Here is a 25,105-nt window from a genome sequence, read left to right as displayed (position 1 = left end):
TTCATCAGATGAAACTCCAAGTTATTACTAGGGAGGTTGTATACATTGGCTAACAAAGATGCTTACAAAGTAAAGTCTTCCCTGCAAGTAGGCGACAAGTCTTTTGCTTACTATCGCCTGCAAGGGTTGGAAGAACAAGGATTGGGCGATGTTTCCAAACTGCCGTTCTCCATTAAAGTTCTGCTTGAGGCTGCTGTCCGTCAGTTCGACGGCCGCGCGATCACTAAAGAACACGTACAACAATTGGCGACCTGGACAAAAGGCCGCGACGAAAACCAAGAAGTACCTCTCATGCCAGCTCGTATCGTTCTGCAAGACTTCACCGGTGTACCGGCTGTAGTTGACTTGGCAGCGATGCGCATCGCGATGAAGCGCGCTGGTGGAGATCCAAAACGAATCAACCCATTGGTTCCAGTTGATCTCGTTATCGACCACTCCGTCATGGTTGACGATTTCGGTAACGCATCCGCTCTGGACAACAACATGAAATTGGAATTCGAACGCAACCAAGAGCGCTACCGCTTCCTGCGTTGGGCACAAACTGCGTTTGACAACTTCCGTGCGGTTCCTCCAGCTACTGGTATCGTTCACCAAGTAAACTTGGAGTACCTCGCAACTGTAATCGCTACTCGTGAAGTAGATGGCGAATTGGTTGCTTTCCCTGACTCTCTCGTAGGTACTGACTCCCACACCACTATGATCAACGGTCTTGGTGTTCTTGGATGGGGTGTTGGTGGTATCGAGGCAGAAGCAGGAATGCTCGGCCAACCTCTGTATTTCGTAACTCCAGAAGTAGTTGGTTTCAAACTGACTGGCACACTGAATGCTGGTGCAACTGCAACCGACCTCGCTCTGACTGTTACGCAAATGCTGCGTAAAAAAGGCGTTGTAGGTAAATTCGTGGAGTTCTACGGACCAGGCCTGTCCAACATCTCGCTGGCTGACCGCGCTACCGTAGCAAACATGGCACCTGAGTACGGCGCTACAATGGGCTTCTTCCCAGTAGATGCTGAAACAATCAACTACATGCGTCAAACTGGTCGTGAAGAAGACCTCATCTCTTTGGTTGAAACTTACACCAAAGCACAAGGCCTCTTCCGTACTGACGAGACTGTTGACCCAGTATTCTCCGAAACATTGGAACTGGATCTGTCCACTGTCGTACCTAGCTTGGCTGGTCCAAAACGTCCTCAAGACCGCGTAGAACTGACTGCTATGAAGGAATCCTTCAATAACAGCCTCGTGACGCCGATCGACAAAGGCGGATTTGGTCTCTCCGAAGAGAAAATCGCAGCTAGCGCACCAGTTGCTTATGCAAACGGTGAAAAAGCTACGCTGAAAACTGGTTCGGTTGTAATCGCAGCGATCACTTCCTGTACCAATACATCAAATCCTAGCGTAATGCTGGGTGCAGGTATCCTGGCGAAAAAAGCTGTGGAAAAAGGCCTGAAAAAGCCTGCTTTCGTAAAAAGCTCCCTGGCTCCAGGTTCCCGCGTAGTTACACAATACCTGACTGACGCTGGTCTGATCGACTCCTTGGATGCTATCGGATTCAACGTAGTAGGTTATGGTTGCACCACTTGCATCGGTAACTCCGGTCCATTGCCAGAGGAAACCAGCAAAGCTATCGCAGATGAAGATCTGACAGTTGCAGCGGTACTCTCCGGTAACCGTAACTTCGAAGGCCGTATCCATGCACAGGTAAAAGCGAACTACCTCGCTTCTCCTCCATTGGTTATCGCCTATGCACTGGCAGGTACTGTAGATATCGACCTGACTACAGAGCCAATCGGTACTGGCAATGACGGTCAACCTGTATTCTTGAAAGACATCTGGCCATCTCCACAAGAGATCGCAGCTGCAATGGACAAAGCTATGAATCCTGCTCTGTTCCGCGCTGAGTACGGCCAAGTGTTCACGCAAAACGAAGCTTGGAACAAAATCGACGTTCCAACTGGCGACCTGTATGAGTGGGATGAAAAATCCACGTACATCCAAGAGCCGCCATTCTTCCAAAATCTGGCTGGAGAAATCGCTAAAATCGCAGACATCAAAGCAGCGAACACCATCGCACTCTTCGGTGATTCTGTGACGACTGACCATATCTCCCCAGCTGGTAACATCTCGCCAACTAGCCCAGCAGGTCTGTATCTGCAAGCAAACGGCGTAGAGCGCAAAGACTTCAACTCCTACGGTGCTCGTCGTGGTAGCCACGATGTAATGATGCGCGGTACATTTGCAAACATCCGTATCCGCAACCAAGTAGCTCCTGGAACTGAGGGCGGCGTAACCAAATACTTGCCAACTGACGAAGTAATGTCCATCTACGATGCTTCCATGAAGTATCAAGCAGACGGTACTCCACTCGTTGTACTGGCTGGTAAAGAGTACGGTACTGGTTCTTCCCGTGACTGGGCAGCAAAAGGTACATTCCTCTTGGGTATCAAAGCGGTTATCGCTGAGAGCTTCGAGCGTATCCACCGTGCTAACCTGGTTGGTATGGGCGTTCTGCCTCTGCAATTCGCTGGTGACCAAAGCTGGAAGTCCCTTGGCATCGACGGTACTGAGTCCTTCAACATTGTGGGCCTCTCCGATGATGTTCAACCTGGCCAACGCGTAAAAGTAGCAGCAACGAAAAAAGACGGCAGCACTTTGGAATTCGAAGTAATTGTACGCCTCGATTCCATGGTAGACGTAGACTACTACCGCAATGGTGGTATCCTGCAAACGGTTCTGCGTCAATTGCTGGATGAAGGTAAACCAGTAACTGCGTAAGCAAACGAATAAAAAATAAGTTCGTATCAGCACCCACCCAACGAAAAGAGCAGACTCCGAGTTTATCTCGGCAGTCTGCTCTTTTTACGTTTCCAGCCAGACGCATGGCTGTCGTTTGCAGGTTACCGATTGACTGCTTTTTGTTTCCTCTTCCTGATAGGCCACGCTTAAGTGGAAGATGTGGTGAATACGCATGGAAGAGGGAAGTGTTTCCCAGAAAAAGGGAGGGATTCGTGATGAAACAGTTTTTTCGCGAAACCTGGATTGAGGTAAATCTCGATGCCATCAAGAAAAACATCCGGGCGATACGCCGACATATTCCTAAACGGACGAAAATCATGGCGGTTGTAAAAGCGAATGCCTATGGCCATGGTTCTGTTGGAGTAGCCCGCCATGCCCTCAAGTACGGGGCTACTTCCCTCGCTGTCGCCATTCTGGAAGAAGGCATCGTCTTACGAAAGGCGGGAATTGTAGCCCCTATTCTCGTGCTGGGATTCACTCCTCTTACACGTGTCAAAGAGGCGGTTGCTTGGAATATCGATCTGTCTGCTTTCCAGACCGATTGGATCAAAAAAGCCGATAAAATTGTCAAAACAACGGCTTTCTCCAATCGTCTGAACATCCATATCAACATAGATACAGGTATGGGACGATTGGGCGTACGGACAAAATCTGGGTTGCTTTCAGCCGTGAAGGCGTTAACCTCAAGCTCTTCCCTTGCATGGACCGGAATCTTCACTCATTTTTCCACTGCAGATGAACCTGATCACACATTGACCAAAGCGCAGCATAAGTTATTTGTTCACTATCTTCGTTATCTGAAGGAAAAAGGATTCGTGCTTCCGACCGTACACATGTGCAACACCGCCGCTTCTATTGCGTATCCCGAATACAGCGCCGATATGATCCGCCTCGGAATCGGAATGTACGGGCTGTATCCATCCGCTTATATCCGACAGCTCCATCGCGTCAAGCTCGTTCCGGCACTCAGCTTGAAATCGCGCTTCTCCTATGTAAAGACAATGCTGACGCCACCGTTTACCATCAGTTATGGCGCTACATACATTGCAAAGCGCAGAGAGGTCATCGGGACGATTCCAATCGGTTATGCTGACGGTTATTCTCGCGCACTCTCTAACCGGGGATTTGTTTTGTATCAAGGCAGACGGTTGCCAATCGCAGGACGAGTGACGATGGATCAGATGATGGTTAGCTTGGGAGAAGGCAGTGGAAACCAAGGCGATGAGGTCGTGATTTACGGCAAGCAAGGAAACCGCGAGATTCCTGTCGATGAGATTGCCGAAATGCTCGGGACGATCAACTATGAAGTCGTTGCCACCCTCAGTAATCGCATCCCTCGTTTATTTTTGGAAAAAGGGGTGGTTGTAGAGATTTCTCATCTGTTGCCGGAAGGTTAAATGAGGCAAGCTTGGAGAATAATTTTTCCGCGAAAACAAAAAAATAGGGAAAACCAAATTCTCCAAAAAGGAATGGGAACATGAAGTCGCGATTCACATACGCCATCCTTCTCCTGTTGGCGCTGAGTCTGACTGTGATCAGCTGCAAGCCAGACTCAGCTCCCCAAATCCGTCAGCATAGCCTCAAGGCTCAACCCTCAGCTGAGAGAACTGAATCGCAAAAGCCTGTCCTGCTCATTCTCATTGATTCGTTAATGGACGCACCACTGCAAGAAGCGATCCGGCAAGGTCGCGCTCCTGCTTTGGGTTATTTGCTTGCAAACGGGCGCTATTACCCGCAAGTTGTGAGCTCGTTTCCCACCATGTCGGTAACTATCGACAGCACCCTCCTTACAGGGACATATGCCAATGAGCATCATGTACCGGGATTATCCTGGTTCAGCAACAAGGAAAAGCGGATGGTTTATTACGGGTATGGTCCCAAAGAAGGTCTGAAGATCGATCAGCCACAAGTGCTGCTAGATATCCTTCATCAATTAAACCTGGTCCAGCTCAATCCGCATACGAAAACCGTCCATGAAGAATTGGCAGAAAAAGGCAAGGATACCGCTTCCATCAATGCGATTCTATGGCGCGGCAAAACGCCGCACTCCTTACAAATCCCCCGTCTCGTTGATTTCGGCACGCGTTTGCCTGGCGAACTGAATGTGACTGGACCAAAACTGATGTCGTATGCAGCATTTGCCCAGCTTGATCCGAATCAAAAGAGTGAAAAGCGCATGTGGCGAAAATACGGGATGAATGATGAGTTTTCCGCGCAGGAGGCTGCCTATCTCATCGCCAACAAGAAGCTCCCCCCTCTTACCATCACCTACTTGCCGGAAAATGATATGGAAGTACATAGGAAGGGACCCGCTACGATCGAAGGGATTGAAAAAGCGGATAAAGCCCTTCAAGCCGTACTCGATGCATTTGGCTCGTGGGACAAGGCAATCAAAGAAGCACGGTGGATCGTCATGGGAGACAGTGCCCAGAGCGCTGTTCTGGGTGATCGCCAGGCCGCTACCATTGACTTGCGCAGCTTATTGACCGACTATCAAATAGCCAAAATCAGTCAGCCTGTGACCCCTACTGACCAAATCGTGATTTCGACCAACGAACGGATGGCCTATATTTATGCCCTGGACTCGCGTATTCCGTTATCCGATATCGCAGGTCGTTTGCAGCGTGAACCGAAGCTGGACATCATTGCAAGGAAGGAAAACGAAAAGATTGTCGTTACAGCAGGCAAGATCAACCGAAAGTTTACTTATCAACCAAACGGTCCCTTTACCGATCCATATGGTCAAACATGGACCTTCAGCGGTGATCCGCGTCTGCTCGATATGACCATTACCAAGAACCGGATCACGTATGGGAAATATCCGGACGCCTTGGCGAGGCTCTACGGCGCGATGAATTCGCATGAAGGCAGATATGTAGTCGTTACTGTTCAGCCTGGGCATGAGCTCATTACCGAAAGCTCACCCACTCATATTGGGGGAGCAGCACACGGTTCCTTGCACGAGGTGGACTCACTTGTTCCCCTGCTAGTAACCGGGACCACTACGGGGCCCAAAACTTTGCGTATCGTTGACTTGAAAGACTGGCTGCTGCACCTGACAACCAAATGAGATAATCAGCTTTTAGAAAAAGGGCAGGTATCGACAAATCTGCCCTCTTCTCTTTTTATTCCGTCGCCACCATCATTGTTGTAAAATTAGGAAAATAAAGGAGCTGAGAAGATGTCATTAAAAGAAACCTTGCTCGCGATTCGGGCGAATAGCTTTTTGGCGCCGCCACATGCTTTTGATTTGGCGCTCGAAATGGTTACGCACATCGGTTCACCCGATCCCCAACTGCGTGATGAGCTCATCTATTCTACATTCTCTCATTGGATAGAGGAGGGTGTGCTCTCCCCTGAACAGCTGCAAGAGCTGCTAGCGATTGCACTCGACGACCAGCATTTATTTTATCGCATAGGTGAAAGTGGGACTGACTCGGTATTCACGCGCTCATTTTCCGTTTTATTGCTTCCCCTTATCCTGATCCTGCATCGGAATCATCCTTTTCTCGCAAAAGAAGCGATCCTTTACGTGAAAGACAAACTTTTCTCTTACATACGGCAAGAAACAGACCTGCGAGGCTTTGTGGAAGAAAAAGGCTGGGCGCATGCTACCGCTCATGCTGCGGACGCTCTCGATGACCTGGCCCAATGCAGTGAACTGGATCAGACTGACCTGAAGCAAATTCTCGGAGTCATCCGTGAAACAGTCGCAGGGGCGAAATCAGTGTATGCGTACGAAGAAGATGAGCGCTTAGTGACTACTGTCCTTTCCGTCTGGAATAGAGATCAACTCTCCTTGGACGAGATCGATGGATGGGTTCGGAGTTTTGCGAATCGTTTGGATAGTGGCTATTCGATCGAAGCGTATACGGGACGAATCAATGTGAAAAACTTTTTGCGGACCCTGTATTATCGTATCCATGACCAGGAAAAGTATAAGCGGATAGCAGCGACCTTACTTCCTCTAAGTGCACAGCGAGCATAGTCCCCGAAAACCAAAACGAATACATGTTCTCCTCCATTTTAGGCACCCTACTGACGAGGAGGGATGATACATGGATCAACGGAGCTTTGAACAAATTTATGAAGCGTACAAAAATGCTGGAGAACAACAGGCGATCCAGGAAAATGATGATAACAGTCCACTGACGAGTACAGGAAAAGAGCAAATTGTGGCCGTCAGAAAAAACGACGACGGAGACTTGATCGCTTTTAAAACAGACTCCGGCCGTGAGCTCGACTATATCACCGCACTCAACGATGCAAAGGCTGGTAAGCTGGCTCATGTAGACGTGTTTCACAAGTATGGGAGAGACATTCTGCGCAGTGAGCCAGACGGCATCAAGGAAAACAATTTGGATCGTCTGCCTGACTTTTGACGGCAAAAAGGTCGCCCACAGCAGAATCCGGGCGACCTTTTTGTATCGACGCGTACTGAATTAGTGGATAAACTTTCCGGTAATCGACTCTTTCATGGCTGCCACTTCTTTTGGGGTTCCGCTCGCAACCACGATCCCTCCAGAACTACCTCCTCCAGGTCCCATATCAATCACCCAGTCTGACGCAGCGATCAGTTCTGTGTTGTGCTCGACCATAATCACGGTATTTCCGGCGTCAACCAATTTGCTCAAGAGTACATGGAGCTTCTCGACGTCAATCGGATGCAGTCCTGTCGATGGCTCATCCAGTAAATACAGCGTATGCCCTGTCGAAGATGCACTCAGCTCCCTTGCCAGCTTCAACCGTTGTCCTTCACCACCGGACAAGGTCGTCACGGACTGTCCCCATTGCAAGTAGCCGAGTCCTACCTCACACAGCAGGGTCAGCAATTGCGTCATCTTCTTTTGCTCGCTAAACAAGGAGAGGCTCTCCTCGATACTAAGCATCAAGATATCGGAAATGGAATAGCCTTGGTACGTTACCTCCAAGACCTCTGAACGAAATCTTTTTCCGCGGCAATCCGGGCAGCCGACCTGCAAGTTGGATAGAAAATGCATGTCCACTTCCACTCTCCCCAGTCCCTCGCAGCGCTCACATCTTCCGCCCGGCGTATTGAATGAAAAGTGCTTGGCATCCAAACCACGCTTTTTGGCTGCTGGCAAGGCAGCGTATATTTTGCGCAACAATGTATACAAGTCGACGTACGTGGAGACATTAGAGCGCTGCATGCGTGATAGCGCCGACTGATCCACTGTAATGACACTTTGAATGGCTTCAAGTCCTGTAATCGCGCGGCACCCTACTGCTTTCCCGGTTCGCTTCTCGGCAGCCGCTGCCAGCAAATCGTAGACGAGTGTCGATTTACCCGAGCCAGAGACACCTGAGACTGCTACCAGTCTTCCCAGTGGGAACGATACGGTCACATCGCGCAAATTGTGCAACGTGGCCCCTTCAATCGTGATCCGCTCACCTGTTCCTTTGCGCTCTTTGGACGACAGCACTCGCTGTTCTTTCAAGTAGCGGCCTGTGACAGAATGCGGTTGGTTCAGCAATTCTTTCAGCGAACCTTGCCCGACGATTTCGCCACCAAAACGTCCTGCTCCAGGCCCCACATCAATCACGTGATCCGCTTCTTGAATCACTCGTTGGTCATGCTCGATGAGCAGCACCGTGTTGCCCAAATCACGCAGCTCCTTCATGACCTTCACGAGTCCATCCGTGTCCTTTGGATGTAGACCCGATGTTGGTTCATCCAGCAAATAAAGAACACCAGTCAAGCCAGAGCCGAGAATGGAAGCGAGCCGCAATCGCTGTGCTTCACCACCAGAAAGAGAGATGGCCTGTCGATCAAGAGTCAAGTAACCCAGCCCCACATGGATGACGCGCCTGATCTTGATAAGCAAATCATGGAGAACAGCCTCCAAAATCGTATCTTCTTCACGGGCAGCTCGTACATGCACACTCTCCACCCAATCCCCTAACTCCTCTAATGAGCTCTTTGATAGGCTCGGCAGCGTCCTGCCCTCTACTGTAACGAGGCGACTCTCCTCCTTTAACCTCTCACCATGGCAGTCATGACAAGGTTGGGTCAGAAAATAAGCAGCTTCACCCGATTGTCCATCTTTTTCCCTATAGCGTTGCCACATGCCTGTGATGACCCCTTTAAACCTTCCCTTTCCTACCGTTTTCGGGGGCTGAACAGAAGGGAAGTGTCGAGAAAACTCCTCGCTCTCCACGCCATATTTGAGCAGATCCCACTGCGCTTCGTTGTACTCGTTCAATGGCAGATTCATCGGCAAGTCGTAATGTTTTCCTGCCGCCGCAAGCACGCTAGCCTGATATTCATTAATCGCCTCGTACCAAAAGGTAACAGCTCCTTCCCGCATGCTCTTTGTTTCATCAAACACGGCTTCCACATCAATATCGACGACCATTCCCAATCCACTGCAAGTCGGGCAAGCACCTTGGGGCGTATTAAACGAAAAATCTGCTTTGGTCAGAGGGAGATGGACATAGGCACATACCGGGCACGTGACGGCTTCTGTTTCTTTGCCATTGGCAGCAGGAGCTATTGGTGCGTGACACTTTTGGCAGCGTCTCTCCCCCTTCTTTTCATAGACTGTCCGCAGATAGGTATACATGTCTGTGACGGTTCCAACTGTCGATCTGGGATTGCGGTTGGTCACATGTTGACTGATCGCAATGGAGGGAGACAGTCCTTCGATAGAATCCACACGAGGCTTCGCTAGTGATTCAGATGACATTCCACTGGACTCCATATACTGTCGTTGGCATTCTCGCTGCAGAATATCAAGTGCCAGCGTCGATTTACCCGATCCAGATGGTCCGGTTACCACCACGAGACGATGCTTGGGAATCTCGAGAGAAATGTTCTTCAAGTTGTTTTCTCTTGCTCCCCGAATGCGAATCAAGTCTTTCATGCAAAAAACCTCCTTCATGATTGAAATATCAGTCCCTTTTGCTGACGATGACTGACCTGCTTGATCAACTATACAACATTCATGCAAGTGCCAAGGTTATTGCAAAAATGCCCCTTTGACCACTGTTAGAAATACGAAGCAGCACGTCATGGAGCTTTAATGTTTTTCTCGAACAAAACGGCCCTCTCTTCCTTAGACCTTGCAGCAGTTGGACAGACAATCCCATGCTGCATCGCTCTAAAAAGAAGAAAGGGCCGCTTGTTTGCGACAGGATGTATAGCTTTCGAGGTATCTTCTCTTATTGTGTAGGAGTAGGAATCGCTGGCTCGTTCTCACCGCCCAAACGACGGCGTGCCGTCTCCCTTTTTCCCACTGCCGGTAAATGCTCACCTGCCTTGGCCAATCCCCAGACAGGCATATTTCCGTAAAGGCATTCGTATTTCCCCGGATCGACCAAGTACGTCTCGTGAAAAATCCCCACCGTTCCATCCGTCCCTACCGCTTGGTTGAACTTCCTCCACGCGCTCAGATGATTGTGGCTTGTTCTCGCGTAATTTTCTAGATGCTCATAGGATCGCCAGTACTGGATTTGGGTGATTTCACGGAGATTAAAATGCGAAGTGTGACCCAACAGTCCGAGCTCCGGGTGCTGATACAACTCTCGCATCATACCTCCCATGGCGTTGGCTACTGGCATCCACTTGTGAACCGCAAGCACTCGGTTGATTCGCATCCCGATGATAAATACGACGAAAGGTCCTTCCATTTGTGCTGTAAAACGCCCCGGAACTACTTTTGCCATCCGACTCCCCTACCTTATCAAAGATTTGAGGTGCAGCTCGTAACACGACATATAATCAGACACATGAAACAAATGTGCAGTCAGATAAGCTCCGTAAAACATCGAGAATAACAAAATTACAGCTTCCTCCTCCGACAGGTGAAGGGCAAGCTGACCATCTTCGGCTGCTTCTTGCACACACTTTTGCAATATTTGATGCAGATCAGTAGCTCTAATGGCTTCTCTCTGCTCTTCCTCAGGGAAGCGCAAATACAATTCAGCATCAGATAAAATCGGTACACACGGGTGCATTTTTTGCTCGGCTAAAAAGCTGATAAGGCTAAGCATGATCCCAGGCTGCTTCTCGCTATCGCGCGTAACCTTGGCAAAAATATGCCGAACGGCTACCCATCCTCTCTTGCCAGCACTTCGCAACTCAACAAAGCACTCTGCTTGCCATATGCTCATGTAATAAATCAAGAGCTCTTCCTTTTGCGGGAAAAATTTAAAGAATGTGACCTTCGACACCTCTGCTCGTTCGCAAATGTCATCCACCAGTACATTTCGGAAGCTCCCGTCGCCTATCAGCTCCAAGGCAGCGTCCAGAAGGGCGAATTTGTTTTTTGCTTTCTTTTTCTCACGTAGTGATAATGGTTCTGCCATCTGGTACTCCTTTTTCATATTTCTACTTTTGTTTATCATAGTATATAAATTAACTTTAGTAAAGTTTTTTATTCGAGTAACCAAAAACAAGCACCCTATTCAAAAAATAAAAATAGAACTTTAATCAATTGATTCCGTATAAAATAGGAAAACAGCCAAGGCTAATTGGAGGGCGAAGAGATGAAAGCGATCGTATACGAGCAATACGGGCCGCCCAATGTCCTACAGCTCCGGGATGTCGCCAAGCCGGTACCAAAGGACGACGAGGTATTAATCAAAGTCTATGCTGCAACTGCCGCAGCGGGGGATTGGCGTTTACGCAAGGCAGATCCTTTCTTGGCACGTCTGTTCAATGGTCTGTTGAAACCGAGGAAAATCAAGATTCTCGGCTTCGAATTAGCCGGGGTGGTCGAATCAACGGGCAGTGGTGTTTCTCAGTTTCAACCGGGGGATGCCGTCTATGCTGCCTGCGGAAACGGCTTCGGCGCGTATGCCGAATACAAATGCTTACCTGAGAACGGTTGCATCACGCTGAAGCCTGCGAACATGACGTTTGAGGAAGCAGCCGCGGTTCCGGTCGGTGCCTATACTGCGTTGCAATTTCTCCGGAAGGCCAATATCCAGTGTGGCAAGCGCGTGCTCGTATACGGTGCTTCTGGCAGTGTCGGGACGTATGCGGTACAGCTCGCCAAGCATTTCGGTGCGGAAGTGACCGGCGTATGCAGCACATCAAATGTGGAGCTGGTAAGATCGCTGGGGGCCGACCGAATCATCGATTACACAAAAGAGAACTTCGAGGACGAGGCTGCGGCCTACGATATCATTTTCGATACGGTCGGAAAGAGTCCGTTTCAGGCATGCGTCGAGCGACTGACACCGAACGGCTACTACCTGCGAGCAGTCCATTTTAGCCCTCTGCCAATCCTTCGCGGGTTATGGACGAACATGACGAGCGGTAAAAAGGTGATTGGTGGAACCGCGAAGGAAAACGCGGAAGACTTGAGGTATGTAAAGGAGCTGATCGAGGCCGGCAAGCTGCGTGCCATCATCGATCGCATTTATCCCCTAGAGCAAGTATCGGAGGCCCACTCCTATGTGGAGCTAGGGCATAAGAAAGGCAACGTGGTGTTAACCGTGCGACAATGATTACTTATCGATCATTCAATAAATAAAGCCAACCAAAACACATTCTCTTTGTGTTTTGATTGGCTTCTTCGTTATTTCATCATTTTTCCCATCCGATAGGCGGCTTCCATGATGTAAGGAGCGTATTGGCTCATTTTTTCAGGAGTCAGGCGGTTGGAAGGACCCGACGCCGCAATAGACGCTACCAATTGTCCGTTGCGGTTGAAGATCGGGACGGCTACGGCTGCTGTCCCCAGCTCCCGTTCCTCCACGCTAGTCGCGAAGCCTTGCTTCCTGATTTGATCCAATTGCTCAATAAAAGACTCCTTGTTCACATAGTCAGGCCAATTCGGGTCGCTGATGACTTCCTGCAAAATGAACGGCTCTGCATATGCAATAAGTACTTTGCTGGATGCCCCCACCGTGAGTGGCATACGCGCCCCGATTGGCGCCACCCTGCGAATCGGCTGCTTGCTTTGGACTGCCTGTACGCGTATCCGCTCGTTTCCATCCCGCACGTACAGACTGATCGTTTCCTCCACCAAATCCCGCAATCGCTCCATCTCCGGCAGCAGCAATATCGCTGGATCATCGTTTTGCGACAAATTGGCGGATAACTCCCAAACCCGAAACCCAAGTCGATACTTCTCTGTCTGAACATCCCGTATCAGAAACCCTTTGTTCTCCAGCGTTGCCAGCAAACGATGCACAGTACTTTTATGCAAGGAGAGTCGACTCGCTATCTCGCTCAGGCCCAGATCCGTAGCGTCCGTAAAACAGAGCAGGATATCCAAAGCCCGATCGACTGCTCGAACGTTTGCTTTTTGTTCTTCTTCCATAAGTGTTTGACACCTGCTTCCTACTTTGTTCCGATCGTTTCATCTGATGAAACGAATATGCTACTTTTCAGTATACGAAAAAATAAAGCATAGTAAAGAGCGAATCCGTGGTCCGCTCAAAGACAGGAATGAAAAAAAAGGTAGCCGACCTGTTGCGGCTCCCCTTTTATGCGTTATCGTTGTCTGTTTAAAAATCAAAATGATCTGGGTCTGGCCCAAAACGCTTGTTGTCATTCAAGGCAGAGATTTTTTCTACATCCTCTGAACTGAGAGAGAAGTCAAAAACATCTGCGTTCTGGCGAATCCGCTCTGGTGTGATCGACTTCGGAATTGTGACCACTTGGTTTTCCAAATCCCAGCGAAGCACAATTTGTGCAGGCGACTTGCCATATTTTTGTCCCAATTCTACCAAGAGAGGGTGATCGAGATTTCCTTGCATCAACGGGCTCCATGCTTCTAGTTGAATGTGGTGCTCTTTGCAATACGCATGCAATTCTTTTTGGATAAGCAATGGATGATACTCGACTTGGTTGACAACCGGAATGATCTCGCTATGTTGGCGTAAATCCTCGAGATGGTGGCTATGAAAATTACTGACGCCAATCGCACGTACATATCCATCGCGGTACAGCTTTTCCAAGGCCCTCCATGTATCTACATACTTGCCTTTTACGGGCCAGTGAATCAGGTACAAATCCAGCGTATCGGTACCCAACTTTTTCATACTTTCATCAAAAGCCTTCAGCGTTGACTCGTAGCCTTGATCCGCATTCCACACCTTAGTCGTGATGAACAATTGATCGCGATCAATCCCGGCTTGTCGGATTCCTTCGCCTACGCCGGCTTCGTTGCCGTAGATAGCTGCCGTGTCTATACTGCGATAACCCGCCTCAATCGAGGAACGGACGGCCAACGTTTCGTTTCCGTCTTTTGCCTTCCAGACACCCAGACCCAGCCAGGGCATCTTCACCCCGTTGTTCAAAACGGAATGATCTGTGATATGTGTTGCCATTGGATCTCCTCCCGTCTACCGCTGATATGTACTTACATTAAGAAAGTGTAGCTTGACACTCCCCATGCCTAAAGGCGGGGGATTCTTGGGTAGTCACTCCTAACGGAGTGAATTTTACCAAGCTATCCCTGTGTGTCCCACAGTTTAGTTGACTACGCCAACAATCGAAGTCCTTCTTGCTCAATATTGATCGCAGCGTTTTGGTCACGATCATGTTGTACGCCACAGTGCGGGCATAACCAACTGCGCAAGTTGAGACTTTTCACTGCTTTGTTGCGGTATCCACAGTTTGGAGTTGAGCAGAGCTGGCTTGAAGGAAATTGTTTTCCAACAATGGAGACCTTTCTTCCATACCATTCTGCCTTATACTCCAACATCGTACGAAACATAGACCACGAAGCATCTGCAATGGATTTGGCTAACTTGTGATTTTTGACCATATTTTCCACTTGTAAGTCCTCCAAACAGATCACTTGGCTTTCGTTGATCAGCTTGGTTGATAGCTTATGTAGGAAATCGTTACGGGTATTTGCAATTTTTTCGTGGAGTCGAGCTACTTTGGTACGCGCCTTGTTCCGGTTGTTGCTGCCTTTTTGTCTACGAGATTGAATCCGTTGCCACTTCGCCAGTTGTTTTTCATACTTGCGATAGTATTTGGGATTTGCCACCTTCTCACCAGTAGAGAGAATGGCGAAATCCTTAATCCCAAGGTCAATCCCAACTGTTTGTTCTACTTTTGGGAGTAATTGACTCTCTGTTTCACACAATACTGACACAAAGTATTTACCTGAAGGATTACATCTAATCGTAGCTGATAGGATTCGCCCTTCGACTTCTCTGGATTTAGCAAACGATACCCATCCCAGCTTAGGAAGTTTGATGCGATTCCGTTCTATTTTGATGTTCATCTTGCATGTGTAGGATTGCTTTGGGTTCTTCTTGCTCTTGAATTTGGGATAGCCTTTTTTCTCTTTGAAAAACTTTTTGTATGACGAATCCAAATCTTTTAAGGTTGATTGCAGGGCAGTGGAGTCCACTTCTTTCAACCATTCGATTTCTTTTTTTAGTTGCGTGAGCAAAGCAGAACAGTCGTTGTAATTCAGCGTTTTGTTTTCTTGTTCGTAAGCATCTTTTCGTTTCGCAAGAAAGTGATTGAATACAAATCGAGTACATCCAATTGTCTTGTTGATGAGTGTTGCTTGTTCTTTGTTTGGATACAAACGGAATTTGTAGGCTCTATGCAAGTTCAATCATTCCTTTCTTTTTGCGACTCGATGTATTTCTTAATCACATCGAGTTGCACCGTGCCAACCGTTGCAACAAAGTAGGAATTTGTCCATAGCGAGGGAAGTCTGCTTTTGAGATGTCTAAATTCCATCCGCAACACTCTGGATGTATAGCCATTCAATTGTTTTACGACTCGGTGGATTCCGAATTGCGGATCGCATTTGATGAGCAAATGAACATGATCAGGCATGATTTCCATTTCAACAACTTCCGCACGTAGTTCCACTGCCTTTTCAAGAAACAACTCTTTTAATCGAATGTCTACTGGCTCTTTCAAAACCTTTTTACGATATTTCGGACAAAAAACAACGTGATATTTACAGTCAAATACGACATTGTGGTTACTTTCCACTGATCTACTCAAACCATCACCTATGGATAATTATACCACTTGGTTAGATAGAGAAGGCATACCTAACAGAGATCGACAAAAAAGAACTATTTTTGTTTGCTCTAAGCACCCCCTACAGGGGATGCAGAGTAAAGTGCCTTATAACCCCATAGCTAAAGCAAGGGGTTTTACGGCACGAGTGATAAATTCAAAATGAAGCAAACCTTGCTACTCTTGCGAATCTGGATACGCCTCGCCCTCTGTCCCTGCTGCCAGCGGTTTGATCGCCCACCACCTGATCCTTACCCGATCTGTCTGAACAGCTCCCTTCACCTGGACGCCGATCCGAAATGTTCCTTTCTGCGGATAAACGATGACCCCTACGGCAAAATGCGCTGCATCTGTCGCATACTCCGAATCATCAAAAACACTGCTATGCCCGTACATCACTTGCTCATGTTGGGAAAGCAACTCATCGATCACATCTGCATGAAAATCCTCAATTCCTGCACTGACATACACGTTGCCTTTCCCGAGGGAGTGCTTGAGCTCCTCAGAAAAATAACGATTGCCGATCTTAACTCCAAACGGCCAGTTGGACGAATAGGGCTCAATCGGTATTTCCACCACACCAGTTGCTACTTGTTCATTTCCCTTTCCTGCTCGGGGCAGTCCAAGCTCAAACTGGTAGACAGACGCCAGATTATCGTAGCTCACATCGAACTGCGGCTTATCGCCTGCCGCGATTTCTTTCACACGCGTGGTCACCCGAAAGGAATCCGCATGGGAGCCTTGCTCGACTGGCTTTCCCTTCTGTGCACGCAACGCAAGCTTTTGCAAAAGCGCTGGTGTATACACGTACTCACCAAATGGAACAGGAACAACCTTCTCAATCACATAAGTCGCATTCATTTGCAGCAAGCAGACTTTTGCCAAATAAAGAAAAGGCTGTTCGTTCGCTTGTGTCACCTGATCCAGCTTGCGACTGTAGTAATCAGACACGAGCCGCTCTACCAGATCGTCTAGCGTGATTTCGATTTTTCCTACAGAAACGAGATCGGTATGCACCAAGCGATCACCGAGTCGAACCTCTGCCTTGCCACCGAGCACTTCCAGCTCTACCGTACCGCGATCCCAGCCAGCCTTAATCGGAATGGAGATGACGTAATCCGTCTCTTTCGCGTCAACAGGCTCTAAGAAGGATACACTACCGTCACTGCTTTCCATGACTGTCAGCCCTGGTGCATCCAACTTGTATTGGAATTGCACCCGTGACGTTTGTACCGTCTTCTCAATGTGCAACTGTATTGAAAATACTTCACCCGGATTGACGTATCGTGGAGTCGCCTGCCAGATGCGCACCTGTGTATCTGCATATAGCAGCACTCTTTGCTCTACCAATTGCACCCCTTCGATGGAAGCAGGATGTGGTGCCTCCTCTTTGATAAAAAGCCGATATCCTTCTGCCACCCGGTTGTATTCAGCCATTTCCTGCTCGACGGTTTCAGAGACGGAGAAGACCTGCTCCTTGCCTTTTTCATCATAGGCCAAGCAGACGTATACATTTTTCGCGTAATCGTTGTTGCTAAAGCCTTCCACCATCGACAGCTTCAGCTTCACAGGCTCAGGAAGTACGATTTCCCTCCCGAGATAATCGAGAGCAACTCCGGCCTCGACCGAAATCTGCTTTTCGTCCACAGCGATCACCTGCAAACCGCATACCACTCCACCCCCGTGAAGCAACCGATTGGTGAGTCGACGTTTGTCATTGAAATAGCGCTGTTCTGATTCGAAATCTCTGACGGTTAACAGCTTCCCTTTGAAATACACATTCCGTTCATGTGGAAAATAACGCAGATTCTTCATCTCGAACACCTCACTTTGCTTAAAAATCTCGGCTTCTTACTCCAGCTCTGCATCCAGGCCAATCCTCGTGTCATAATCGATTCGTCTGCTGCGGTCCTTCCCGCTTAGCACCGTGTTGTATGGCATCGATAAATTTTGATCGAGCGTAAGGAATGACGGCTCCGTCAAATAAGAATTAATCCCCACGTAGCTATGGAGGTCGGCGTAGATGCCCGGGCGCAGAACGATCAGCTTCGCCTCTGTAAAAGCAGGCTTTTGATCTTCCAAAATCTTTTGCAGAACCGACTGCTCCCGCTCTGTTTTCGCGCATTCCTGCGAAACGATCAGGCAAAATTGATACGGATGATCCATGTACAAGGAAGAGATTAGCTCGTGCAGCTCAGGGATCGCCTTCATGTCCCTGATTTGAAAATACTCAACGATCATCGGGCGCTCCCCGGTATACAGCTCGACCATCTTTTCCAAGCCCGCACGAGTGCCCCGCTCTGCGTACAGCTCTGGCGCGCGACGAATCAGCTCTCGGCGCTGTGCCTCTGTCCAATGCTCTTCCCTGCCCATCCCCATCCAGGAAGCGAGCCAAGGGACAAATTCGCCAGGTGTCGTATCAGGATCGAACAACCGCGAGATGGTATCAATCTGTTCCTCCAGCTCCAAGTAAAACGTCCCGAAAAGGGAGAGGAAGCGCTCCAAAAAATCAGCACTGGCAGGTTCACTTTGATAAGTCGCTGGCAGATACCGCAAAAATGTGTCGCGCGGCGAGTAAATCCGCATCTGCTTGAGCAACGGGGAGTGACGGTCAGTACCGAGCCATTCGATTTTGAGCCATAAATAGCGGCCTTTTGCTGAATGAAGCAACGCATCTGAAGCGTTGATTACCGGCTCCGACCATAAATTGGACGTCCTTTGTAGCTTGGTTTTCCAGTCCATGTCGGGTGCCATCAAAAAATCATCCAGATTGTGTACGGCTCCATGAAGCACATGCTCTTTTCGATCAGAAGAAAATGTCGAGATGAGTAATTGCGTTTCTTTTGGTATGTCTGCATCCAGCGTGAATTTATGCCACACCGTTTCAAATTCCGCGCTATCCAATGCACGAGAGAAGTAGATGCCCATCGGTATTCCGGTATCATCCAGGTTGGACGTCCGCGAGACGAGCCTCAACATGGTCAGAACATTTTTCTGTGCGTCCCAAACATACAAACGTTGCTGCTTGTCAAAAACGAGTTTGTCTGCACGTCCGTGGTAGTTGGTCAATGGCGCAAGTGCTTCTCCCGTTGGTTGAAAACGCAAAATGAATCGGGTATGATCATGAGCCGAATCAATGGAACGACTATCACCCACGTAGAGAATGGGACCTGGACCCACTGCAAATCCCGCGGGCTTGGTTCCGGATGGGATCGCCAGGGTGCACACATCGGCGCCTTCCGAAGAGAACCGAAACACTTGATTCGTCTGTGCCAAAAATAGATAGGCCTTGCCCGATTCGGCAACAGACAGGCGAAACAACCTTCTTCGCCTGATCTCACGGAGTGTAGCTGTCTCTGTTACTTTCAATTCCGCATGCGCATATGTAGCGTCTATCTTGCCTGCCCGATTCAGCCGAAGGACGACGACTTGTGTTCCCGCCGTGATTTCCTTCCGTTCGTTGGCTTGATCTACAACCACGGGTGTCGTGATGTAAAGATGTCCTTCTTCATCCAGCCCTGCATCCAAAGGAAAAAGCCGCTGTCCTTCCCCATCTTCCCAGCTCCAAACACACTGGCCGTTGGCTATGGAATACGCTCCGACTTTTCGCCTCGCTTCGGGGTCGATGATGTACACGTATTCATCATCAGCGGCGAGAAACGAGTCTTTGGAAAACAACCCGCGTCCAGCGCGAAACACAGTCTCCTTGAAGTTGTTGCTGTCATCGTAATGCGTGATATGCCCGCTTTCATCCAGCCAAAGTAACGAGCCAACTCGTGCAATCGCAAAATCCAAGAGTCGAGAGTGATGTGTCGTCCCAGCCAGATGCACATGATCGATCACATATTCGGGCGATTTATTCAGCGCGATCCCCTCGTTGGAGACGTGAAGGTTATACCAGGCCCCCCGCTGCCAATCGGACGGATTGTTCAGGGAAAAGAAACGATTCATTGAATCCACGACCACTCCTCCGTTTGCTCCCGTCTATCTTTCTCTATCCACAACAAGCTCCAGAACATGCTCTCCTGAGTACACCAGCGCATGGAGCGGAATCTGAATATCTCCCCCTTCATCCCTGATGATGCCTGTGCCCTCCGCGGAAACCCACAAATCCGTCACGTACAGCACACCCTCGATCTGGTTTAACACCTCGTAGAGATCGCTTTTATAAACAGGCCGACCAAATTCCCATCCTTTTCCTTGATGAGTCGAAGAATCTTGGACATTCAATGGCGTCAAATACTGCTTCAGTGCCTGTAGCACGATCTGCTTTTTGTCTGCAAACGCAGGCTCCACCACGATTGTCGCGAAAACGGTCACTTTGATATAGGCTGGAGCGGCCACATGGACTTCTGTCGTCAGCAGCCTTCGCTGTTCCAATTGGTGGCAAACGGTCCGCAGGAAGCCTTCACTTGGCAGTGGTGTCGGCTGGTCGCTGAACGGGACGATGACAACAGTCATTTGAGCGGCTGCGTTTTGCTCGGAAGCCCCCATTTCCCCTACTTTATACAGAGGGATTGCCTTCGCGCGGGCCACTCGCAATCCGGGTGTCGAGAGCGCGATGGCCTCATAATCTTCTGCTGTAACGGCCCGTTGCGGTTTTTTCCATTCCATTCTCATCCTGCGTTTGGCTTGATCGATCGTTTCGCGCTCACTTCCCCCACTGGCTGGACGGGGATTTGTCACCTGCGCGGTGGTTCGCTGCCGAGCGAGCGGTAGGTATCGGGTAATTTGGCCTCCCTGCACATTCCCCTTCGCACCTTGGCCTGTCTGACAAGAGATGATCCGAATGCCCGCCATGCCTTCCAGCCTTTCAGGAATAGCTCCGTGCTCATTGTTGCCAAACGCAATTTCCGCCCCGTCCGAATCATTCAGGATAAAATGGCGGTCCTGTGGTCCCGATCGATCAAAATTGGTGACCAGCGACCAATCTTCCCAGACGGGAAACGGACTGCCTTCGACCTGACGCGCCACCTGAATGACAAACGTTTCTGGCAAGATCGATTGGACATTCAGCCGAAACACTTGATGTGGCAATCCAGTGCTTTCTCCAATGAACTGCTGCCCTGCAAAGTCACTCCGATACGCGATAACGCGAATATTTTTGCTGCCCTCAGGCATTGCACTTCCAAAACGAATCATCGTTGTGCCCTGTTCTGGGTCGCGGGAAACGTGAAAAGAAAATACACCTGTATCGGTTGTGTCTGGTTCATCTTGATCCCATCCACTTTGCCAATGACGCCCCTTTTTGCATTGAACCTCCACAGTGCCTTCATACGATAGCGAGCTTGCAAGGACGATCGTCTGATCCACTTGATCGGTCCCGTCAAACTCCCATACCTGACTGAGGGTTTCGCGTTGGATAACGCTCACGGTATTCAGCTCGATTTTTTCCATGCGAGGAGCCAATTCGAATCGACCGGTACACAATGTCGCACAGAGCCAAAATCGAGGCCGATCATTGGCGGGGTAAAGCATGAGCGGCTTCATTGCCCCTTCAAGCTCGATCAGGACTCGTCCTGAGAAGGAGAGATTCATCGTTTCATCCGAGACTCGTGGCAACGGACTCCATCCCATTTCTTGCGTGCGTTCGTTCTGTCCATAGTACTCCCACTCGAGAGTGGCCGATGGAACGAAAAGCGATGTGGGTGTAAGCGGGACAATTGGAACAGGATAGTCCTCAACCAGGCGCAATCCGATGGAGACTGCCTTCCCCACTGGCAGCGGTCGATCAAAGCCTAAGTAAATCTTGTTCCCTATCTTTGGTTCCTGGCCAAATGCGAAGTAGGAAACACCGTTATGCGCATTGGATGAACTCACATCCGCCGTTCCGCTTTCTGTATGAACCAGAACACGCTCCAGGCTGGCCGGTACCAGAACAAGCGAATGTTCCGTTTCGAAAGGAAGATTCCCCGCGAACAATCTCATCTTCTCCGGAAGGATCGCTTCTTCTGACACGTCGAAAAACGTTACATCCGTCGTCGCACATGACTGGTTCTTTGGGTGTACACCCATGAGCTGTAAAAATTTACTTTCGTTCTTTTCCGTTATCCGGTTGAGATAATATTGCTGCATTTCCGTTAACCACGCGAACATCTCCAAAAGCGTAATGCCCGGATCGTGATGACGGTGATCACCCCACTCTGGCTGCAGCTTAGGGATCGCGTTTTTTGCTTGTTCTACGATCTCTTCAAAGTGGCGATCATCCAGATTCTTGGATGGAAGCATAGCGCACACTTCCTTTTTCAATGTTTGGATGGGAAGAAAGCCTAGCTTTCGTGAACGCGGACGCTGATTCGATGCGCACCCTCTGTGACGATCCCATGTACGATCGTTTCGTATTCACTAGCGAGTAGTTCCTTTCGTTGCCCATTTTCCGTTCGAAATACAGTCAAGGTCAGATGATCCACAAAGCGGACGCCCTTTACGGATTTCAACAAGGCAAACAAGAGCGACGGGTGCACACGTTGTCCTATTTCCCAACCCCCACCGTGCAGATTTCCCGATATCGGGTCAAGGAATCGCGCGAGCTTGCCGAGTGTCTCCAGCTCCACCTCTACGATTTCCTCCAAAGCCCCCACTGCCAGCTCTGCCGTCACCGCAATTTCCAAGTAGACAGGCTCCCTAACATGAATCCGCTCGGGGGAGGCTACCGTCGCTGCCGCATGTGTAAGCAAGTAGTTCGTGACAGAACGCCGAAGCTCCAAAAATTGTGTGCCGAAGCATCCCGCTGCGGGCAATACGATCACAGTGACATGCCCTGCTTCTCTTTGCAGGCGGCTGTTGCGATTCGGCAAACATTTCACTTTAGGTATCTCCGGATGCGCTTCACGGACGAGCCATTCGAAATCTTCAGCTGTCACCGCTCGATAGCGATGTTTAATGGTTTGAGGACCGCGCTGCAAGGCTTCCGTGAGCATTTCCTGATCACTTCCCCCAACAGCAGGCACCGGATTGCTGACGGCTTGGACAAATGGGATCGATTGTTCCAGTTGATTCAACTGCCCAACAGGAAGATTCCCTGCTGTTCCCCCTCCGACCTTATACGTCACCCTCACGGAACCGAGTCCGGTTTGAGGAAGCTCCCTACCGTGTCGGCCATCGCCAAACAAAATTTTTCCAGTAGCGCTCTCCAAGCAGTAATGGCGATCATCCGGGCCAGAATCGTGCAGATGCTCTACTCGCTTCCACAGAACCCAACATTTTTGCTCGTTCCCTTCAGAATCATTGAGCAGTTCCACCCGATTTTCTGGATGTTCCAGCCAGCTCTTTCGTTCACTCGGCAAAAAGGAGCCTGTTTCATCTACCCATACTTCTTCGCCCATGACGGGATGGCGGAGGAGTCTGTACTCGGCTTGTGGCCCCTCTGCTATCCGCTCTGCCATTTCATTGCGAATCGTCTCCTGTTGAATGGCTCGTATCGTATTCGGATAAAAGCCGCTTAGCACGGAATGTCGTGCATCCAAAGCGCCTCCTCCAAGCCGATTGTCTACGTTGACAGCGCGAATCCAATAACGCTCCCGCTCAAACATTTTGCTTTTTTCCATATCAAAAGGACCAGCGAAACGGACGGTACCACTTTCCGTAAAACCAGCGGTCTGATCAATCGTCTGCAGCTTGGCCCAAGACGTTGTTCCTGTTTCTTTGCGCTTGTATTCCCACTGCACAACCGGAGCAGCCCCTGGTGATTCTTCCATCGGTAAAAAAGAAAAGTAGAAAGAGAGCGGTCCTTGTAAAGGCGGCTGCTCAAATCCAAAGTAGACAACAGGATGCAGGCATTCGGATGGCAAAAACGGCTGGAAGCTAGCCTGATGATTGCCTGTGCGGACAGGCTGCTGCCAATCCAAGTCGTTCTGTGTGAGAATCGCTTCCGGCTCATGCAACGGCTCTCGGTATGAGTAGGTCAGGCGCATGTCTTCCAGCCACGGGGCCATGTAAACAGGGTTCGGGCCATATAAGCCGTCCACCTGAAGAATTCTCACACGGATCCAATACCCGGGCTGGGATTGCACGGTCGTCGGCTGCAAATCATCTGGACACGTAAAGGCAACCACAATCTCCTCATCCGACTCGGTGCCAGCAAACAGCTTCTCCCGATCCTCTCCTGACAGGAGCACCATCCATCCGCTACCATTCCAGTATTCCCATACCACCTTGCTGACCGTGACGGGTGTCGTCGCAGGAGGGTCAAAGGAAGACTCCCTCATGATCCATTTCCATTTCGGTTCTGGTTGTGACAGATGTGTAGCGGGATAAGCCACCGTCTTCATCCGAAAACGAAGGGCAACTGTACTACCAGGCTTCGTCAGCGCCTCTTCACAGGACAAAAAAAACATGCCATACGGTGCGAGCTGCTCGCCAAACGCAAGGCAGCCACTCCCAGAAACCTGTACATCATTGGAGAAAAGCATGTCGGGTGCAAGGCCCTCGGGATCATCTGTTGGCAAGTAATCCGTCTTCAACTGTATTTGGGTCAGAGAGGTACTCCCGCCATTTTTCATCCATTCATGAATCATACCTGGCTTCACTCTACAACGAAGCCAACGATTTTCGATTCCTTGCACTTCACTAGACTCCCATTTTTTCCGCTGCTTTTTTTCCAAGCGCAGCCGATTTTGATCAGCCTCGATCTTGTCGAACAAAACCCATCCGCCCTCTGACAGATACGTCCACTCGACCAGCTCTGGATTCGCCAGCTTCTCTGTCAGCAAGGATTCCAAATAGCGTTCCTGATTGGAAACCATCGTGAGCTGGATCGAAGCATGATCTCCTAAACAAAACAAGTCCTCATGCCCCAAATACCAGCAATGCTCCTGATGATTAGGCAAAGTCTTGCAGTCCAAGAGAGAGAGCGGTGCACTTGTCCCAAGCCAACTCGTTACATCTGTTAAAAAGTCTCGACTGCCATTGGAAAACAACAGATCTGTTGGGAGAGAGGGGGTAGCCAGCATAGGCTGATCTGTTTCGAAAACCACTTCATCGCCAAGGGCAGTCTTACCCGAAACTTTTGTCCACACTGGAATCCACACTGGCTTTTGCACACCTGTACTTAATTCAAATGTCAAAAAGGTTTCTGCCGGTCTTGCCTGAGCCATTCCGACACCGAGCATATTGAGAAAAGCGATAAAATTTCGCTCAGGCACTTGATTCAAACGCTCACGATTATTCATCAGCATGTCTGCGAAAAGGAGAAATAAAGCCGTACCCGCATCAGGATCTTCTGGAGTGAATCGCCACTCCGGGGTGTAGAACGGCACCATTTCGCGCATTTTTCGGATGACTGCCTGCATGTCCCGCGGATCGACCAAAGGTGGTTTCACGTTACCCACCTCCCTT

Annotated in this window: 17 protein-coding genes; 6 read left to right on the top strand and 11 right to left on the bottom strand. The window is 49.5% G+C overall.

Features of this window, described 5'->3' with window-relative positions; translation table 11 throughout:
• Positions 1-45: 45 nt before the first annotated feature.
• The 5 genes from acnA (at position 46) to ACFVS2_RS17655 (ending at position 7,178) form a co-directional block, all read left to right on the top strand.
• Positions 46-2,775, top strand: a complete 2,730-nt coding sequence (gene acnA, locus ACFVS2_RS17675; protein ID WP_390236085.1) for an aconitate hydratase AcnA — start codon at positions 46-48, stop codon at positions 2,773-2,775.
• Between the two features lie 236 nt (positions 2,776-3,011).
• Positions 3,012-4,193, top strand: a complete 1,182-nt coding sequence (gene alr, locus ACFVS2_RS17670; protein ID WP_390236082.1) for an alanine racemase — start codon at positions 3,012-3,014, stop codon at positions 4,191-4,193.
• Positions 4,194-4,273: 80 nt separating this feature from the next.
• Entirely contained in the window at positions 4,274-5,866 is a 1,593-nt protein-coding gene (locus ACFVS2_RS17665; protein ID WP_390236079.1) for an alkaline phosphatase family protein, read from the top strand.
• A gap of 111 nt (positions 5,867-5,977) precedes the next feature.
• Entirely contained in the window at positions 5,978-6,784 is an 807-nt protein-coding gene (locus tag ACFVS2_RS17660; RefSeq protein ID WP_390236076.1) for a DUF2785 domain-containing protein, read from the top strand.
• Between the two features lie 70 nt (positions 6,785-6,854).
• Positions 6,855-7,178, top strand: coding sequence for a DUF3892 domain-containing protein (locus ACFVS2_RS17655; RefSeq protein ID WP_390236073.1), 324 nt, complete (start codon positions 6,855-6,857; stop codon positions 7,176-7,178).
• Between the two features lie 60 nt (positions 7,179-7,238).
• Here the strand turns inward: ACFVS2_RS17655 and uvrA are convergent, their stop codons facing one another.
• The 3 genes from uvrA to ACFVS2_RS17640 all read right to left on the bottom strand — a co-directional run bounded on the left by uvrA (position 7,239) and on the right by ACFVS2_RS17640 (position 11,124).
• Positions 7,239-9,680 carry an excinuclease ABC subunit UvrA gene (uvrA, locus tag ACFVS2_RS17650; RefSeq protein WP_390236070.1) on the bottom strand — a complete coding sequence of 814 codons (2,442 nt, stop codon included), beginning with the start codon at positions 9,678-9,680 and terminating at the stop codon, positions 7,239-7,241.
• A gap of 298 nt (positions 9,681-9,978) precedes the next feature.
• Positions 9,979-10,482 (bottom strand): DUF4188 domain-containing protein, encoded by a 504-nt coding sequence (locus ACFVS2_RS17645; RefSeq protein ID WP_390236068.1) that lies wholly within the window; start codon positions 10,480-10,482, stop codon positions 9,979-9,981.
• 9 nt (positions 10,483-10,491) lie between these two features.
• The gene (locus ACFVS2_RS17640; RefSeq protein ID WP_390236066.1) at positions 10,492-11,124 is read right to left on the bottom strand and encodes a TetR/AcrR family transcriptional regulator; all 633 of its coding nucleotides are present in this window, start codon (positions 11,122-11,124) and stop codon (positions 10,492-10,494) included.
• A 180-nt stretch (positions 11,125-11,304) separates the two neighbouring features.
• Between ACFVS2_RS17640 and ACFVS2_RS17635 the strand changes: the two genes are divergently transcribed.
• Entirely contained in the window at positions 11,305-12,270 is a 966-nt protein-coding gene (locus ACFVS2_RS17635) for an NAD(P)-dependent alcohol dehydrogenase (protein WP_390236064.1), read from the top strand.
• 71 nt (positions 12,271-12,341) lie between these two features.
• Here ACFVS2_RS17635 and ACFVS2_RS17630 read toward each other — a convergent pair whose 3' ends face one another.
• The 8 genes from ACFVS2_RS17630 to ACFVS2_RS17595 all read right to left on the bottom strand — a co-directional run bounded on the left by ACFVS2_RS17630 (position 12,342) and on the right by ACFVS2_RS17595 (position 25,089).
• Positions 12,342-13,088, bottom strand: a complete 747-nt coding sequence (locus tag ACFVS2_RS17630) for an IclR family transcriptional regulator (RefSeq protein ID WP_173618520.1) — start codon at positions 13,086-13,088, stop codon at positions 12,342-12,344.
• A 187-nt stretch (positions 13,089-13,275) separates the two neighbouring features.
• On the bottom strand, positions 13,276-14,100 hold the full coding sequence (locus ACFVS2_RS17625) for an aldo/keto reductase (protein WP_390236062.1): 825 nt from the start codon (positions 14,098-14,100) through the stop codon (positions 13,276-13,278).
• Between the two features lie 152 nt (positions 14,101-14,252).
• Positions 14,253-15,344, bottom strand: a complete 1,092-nt coding sequence (gene tnpB, locus ACFVS2_RS17620; protein WP_390236060.1) for an IS200/IS605 family element RNA-guided endonuclease TnpB — start codon at positions 15,342-15,344, stop codon at positions 14,253-14,255.
• A gap of 2 nt (positions 15,345-15,346) precedes the next feature.
• The gene (gene tnpA / locus ACFVS2_RS17615; RefSeq protein WP_390236057.1) at positions 15,347-15,751 is read right to left on the bottom strand and encodes an IS200/IS605 family transposase; all 405 of its coding nucleotides are present in this window, start codon (positions 15,749-15,751) and stop codon (positions 15,347-15,349) included.
• A 195-nt stretch (positions 15,752-15,946) separates the two neighbouring features.
• Complete coding sequence (locus ACFVS2_RS17610; protein WP_390236054.1) at positions 15,947-17,584, bottom strand: hypothetical protein; 1,638 nt, start codon at positions 17,582-17,584, stop codon at positions 15,947-15,949.
• Positions 17,585-17,620: 36 nt separating this feature from the next.
• Positions 17,621-19,720: a phage tail protein gene (locus ACFVS2_RS17605; protein ID WP_390236235.1), complete on the bottom strand. Its 2,100-nt coding sequence runs from the start codon at positions 19,718-19,720 to the stop codon at positions 17,621-17,623.
• A gap of 33 nt (positions 19,721-19,753) precedes the next feature.
• Entirely contained in the window at positions 19,754-21,997 is a 2,244-nt protein-coding gene (locus tag ACFVS2_RS17600) for a putative baseplate assembly protein (RefSeq protein ID WP_390236052.1), read from the bottom strand.
• 41 nt (positions 21,998-22,038) lie between these two features.
• On the bottom strand, positions 22,039-25,089 hold the full coding sequence (locus ACFVS2_RS17595; protein WP_390236049.1) for a putative baseplate assembly protein: 3,051 nt from the start codon (positions 25,087-25,089) through the stop codon (positions 22,039-22,041).
• Positions 25,090-25,105: the final 16 nt, after the last annotated feature.

Origin of the sequence: Brevibacillus sp. NPDC058079, assembly GCF_042885155.1 — a bacterium.
GTDB lineage: Bacteria > Bacillota > Bacilli > Brevibacillales > Brevibacillaceae > Brevibacillus.
The sequence above is the reverse complement of the archived record's forward strand: the minus strand, read 5'-3'. Positions and strand labels throughout refer to the sequence as shown.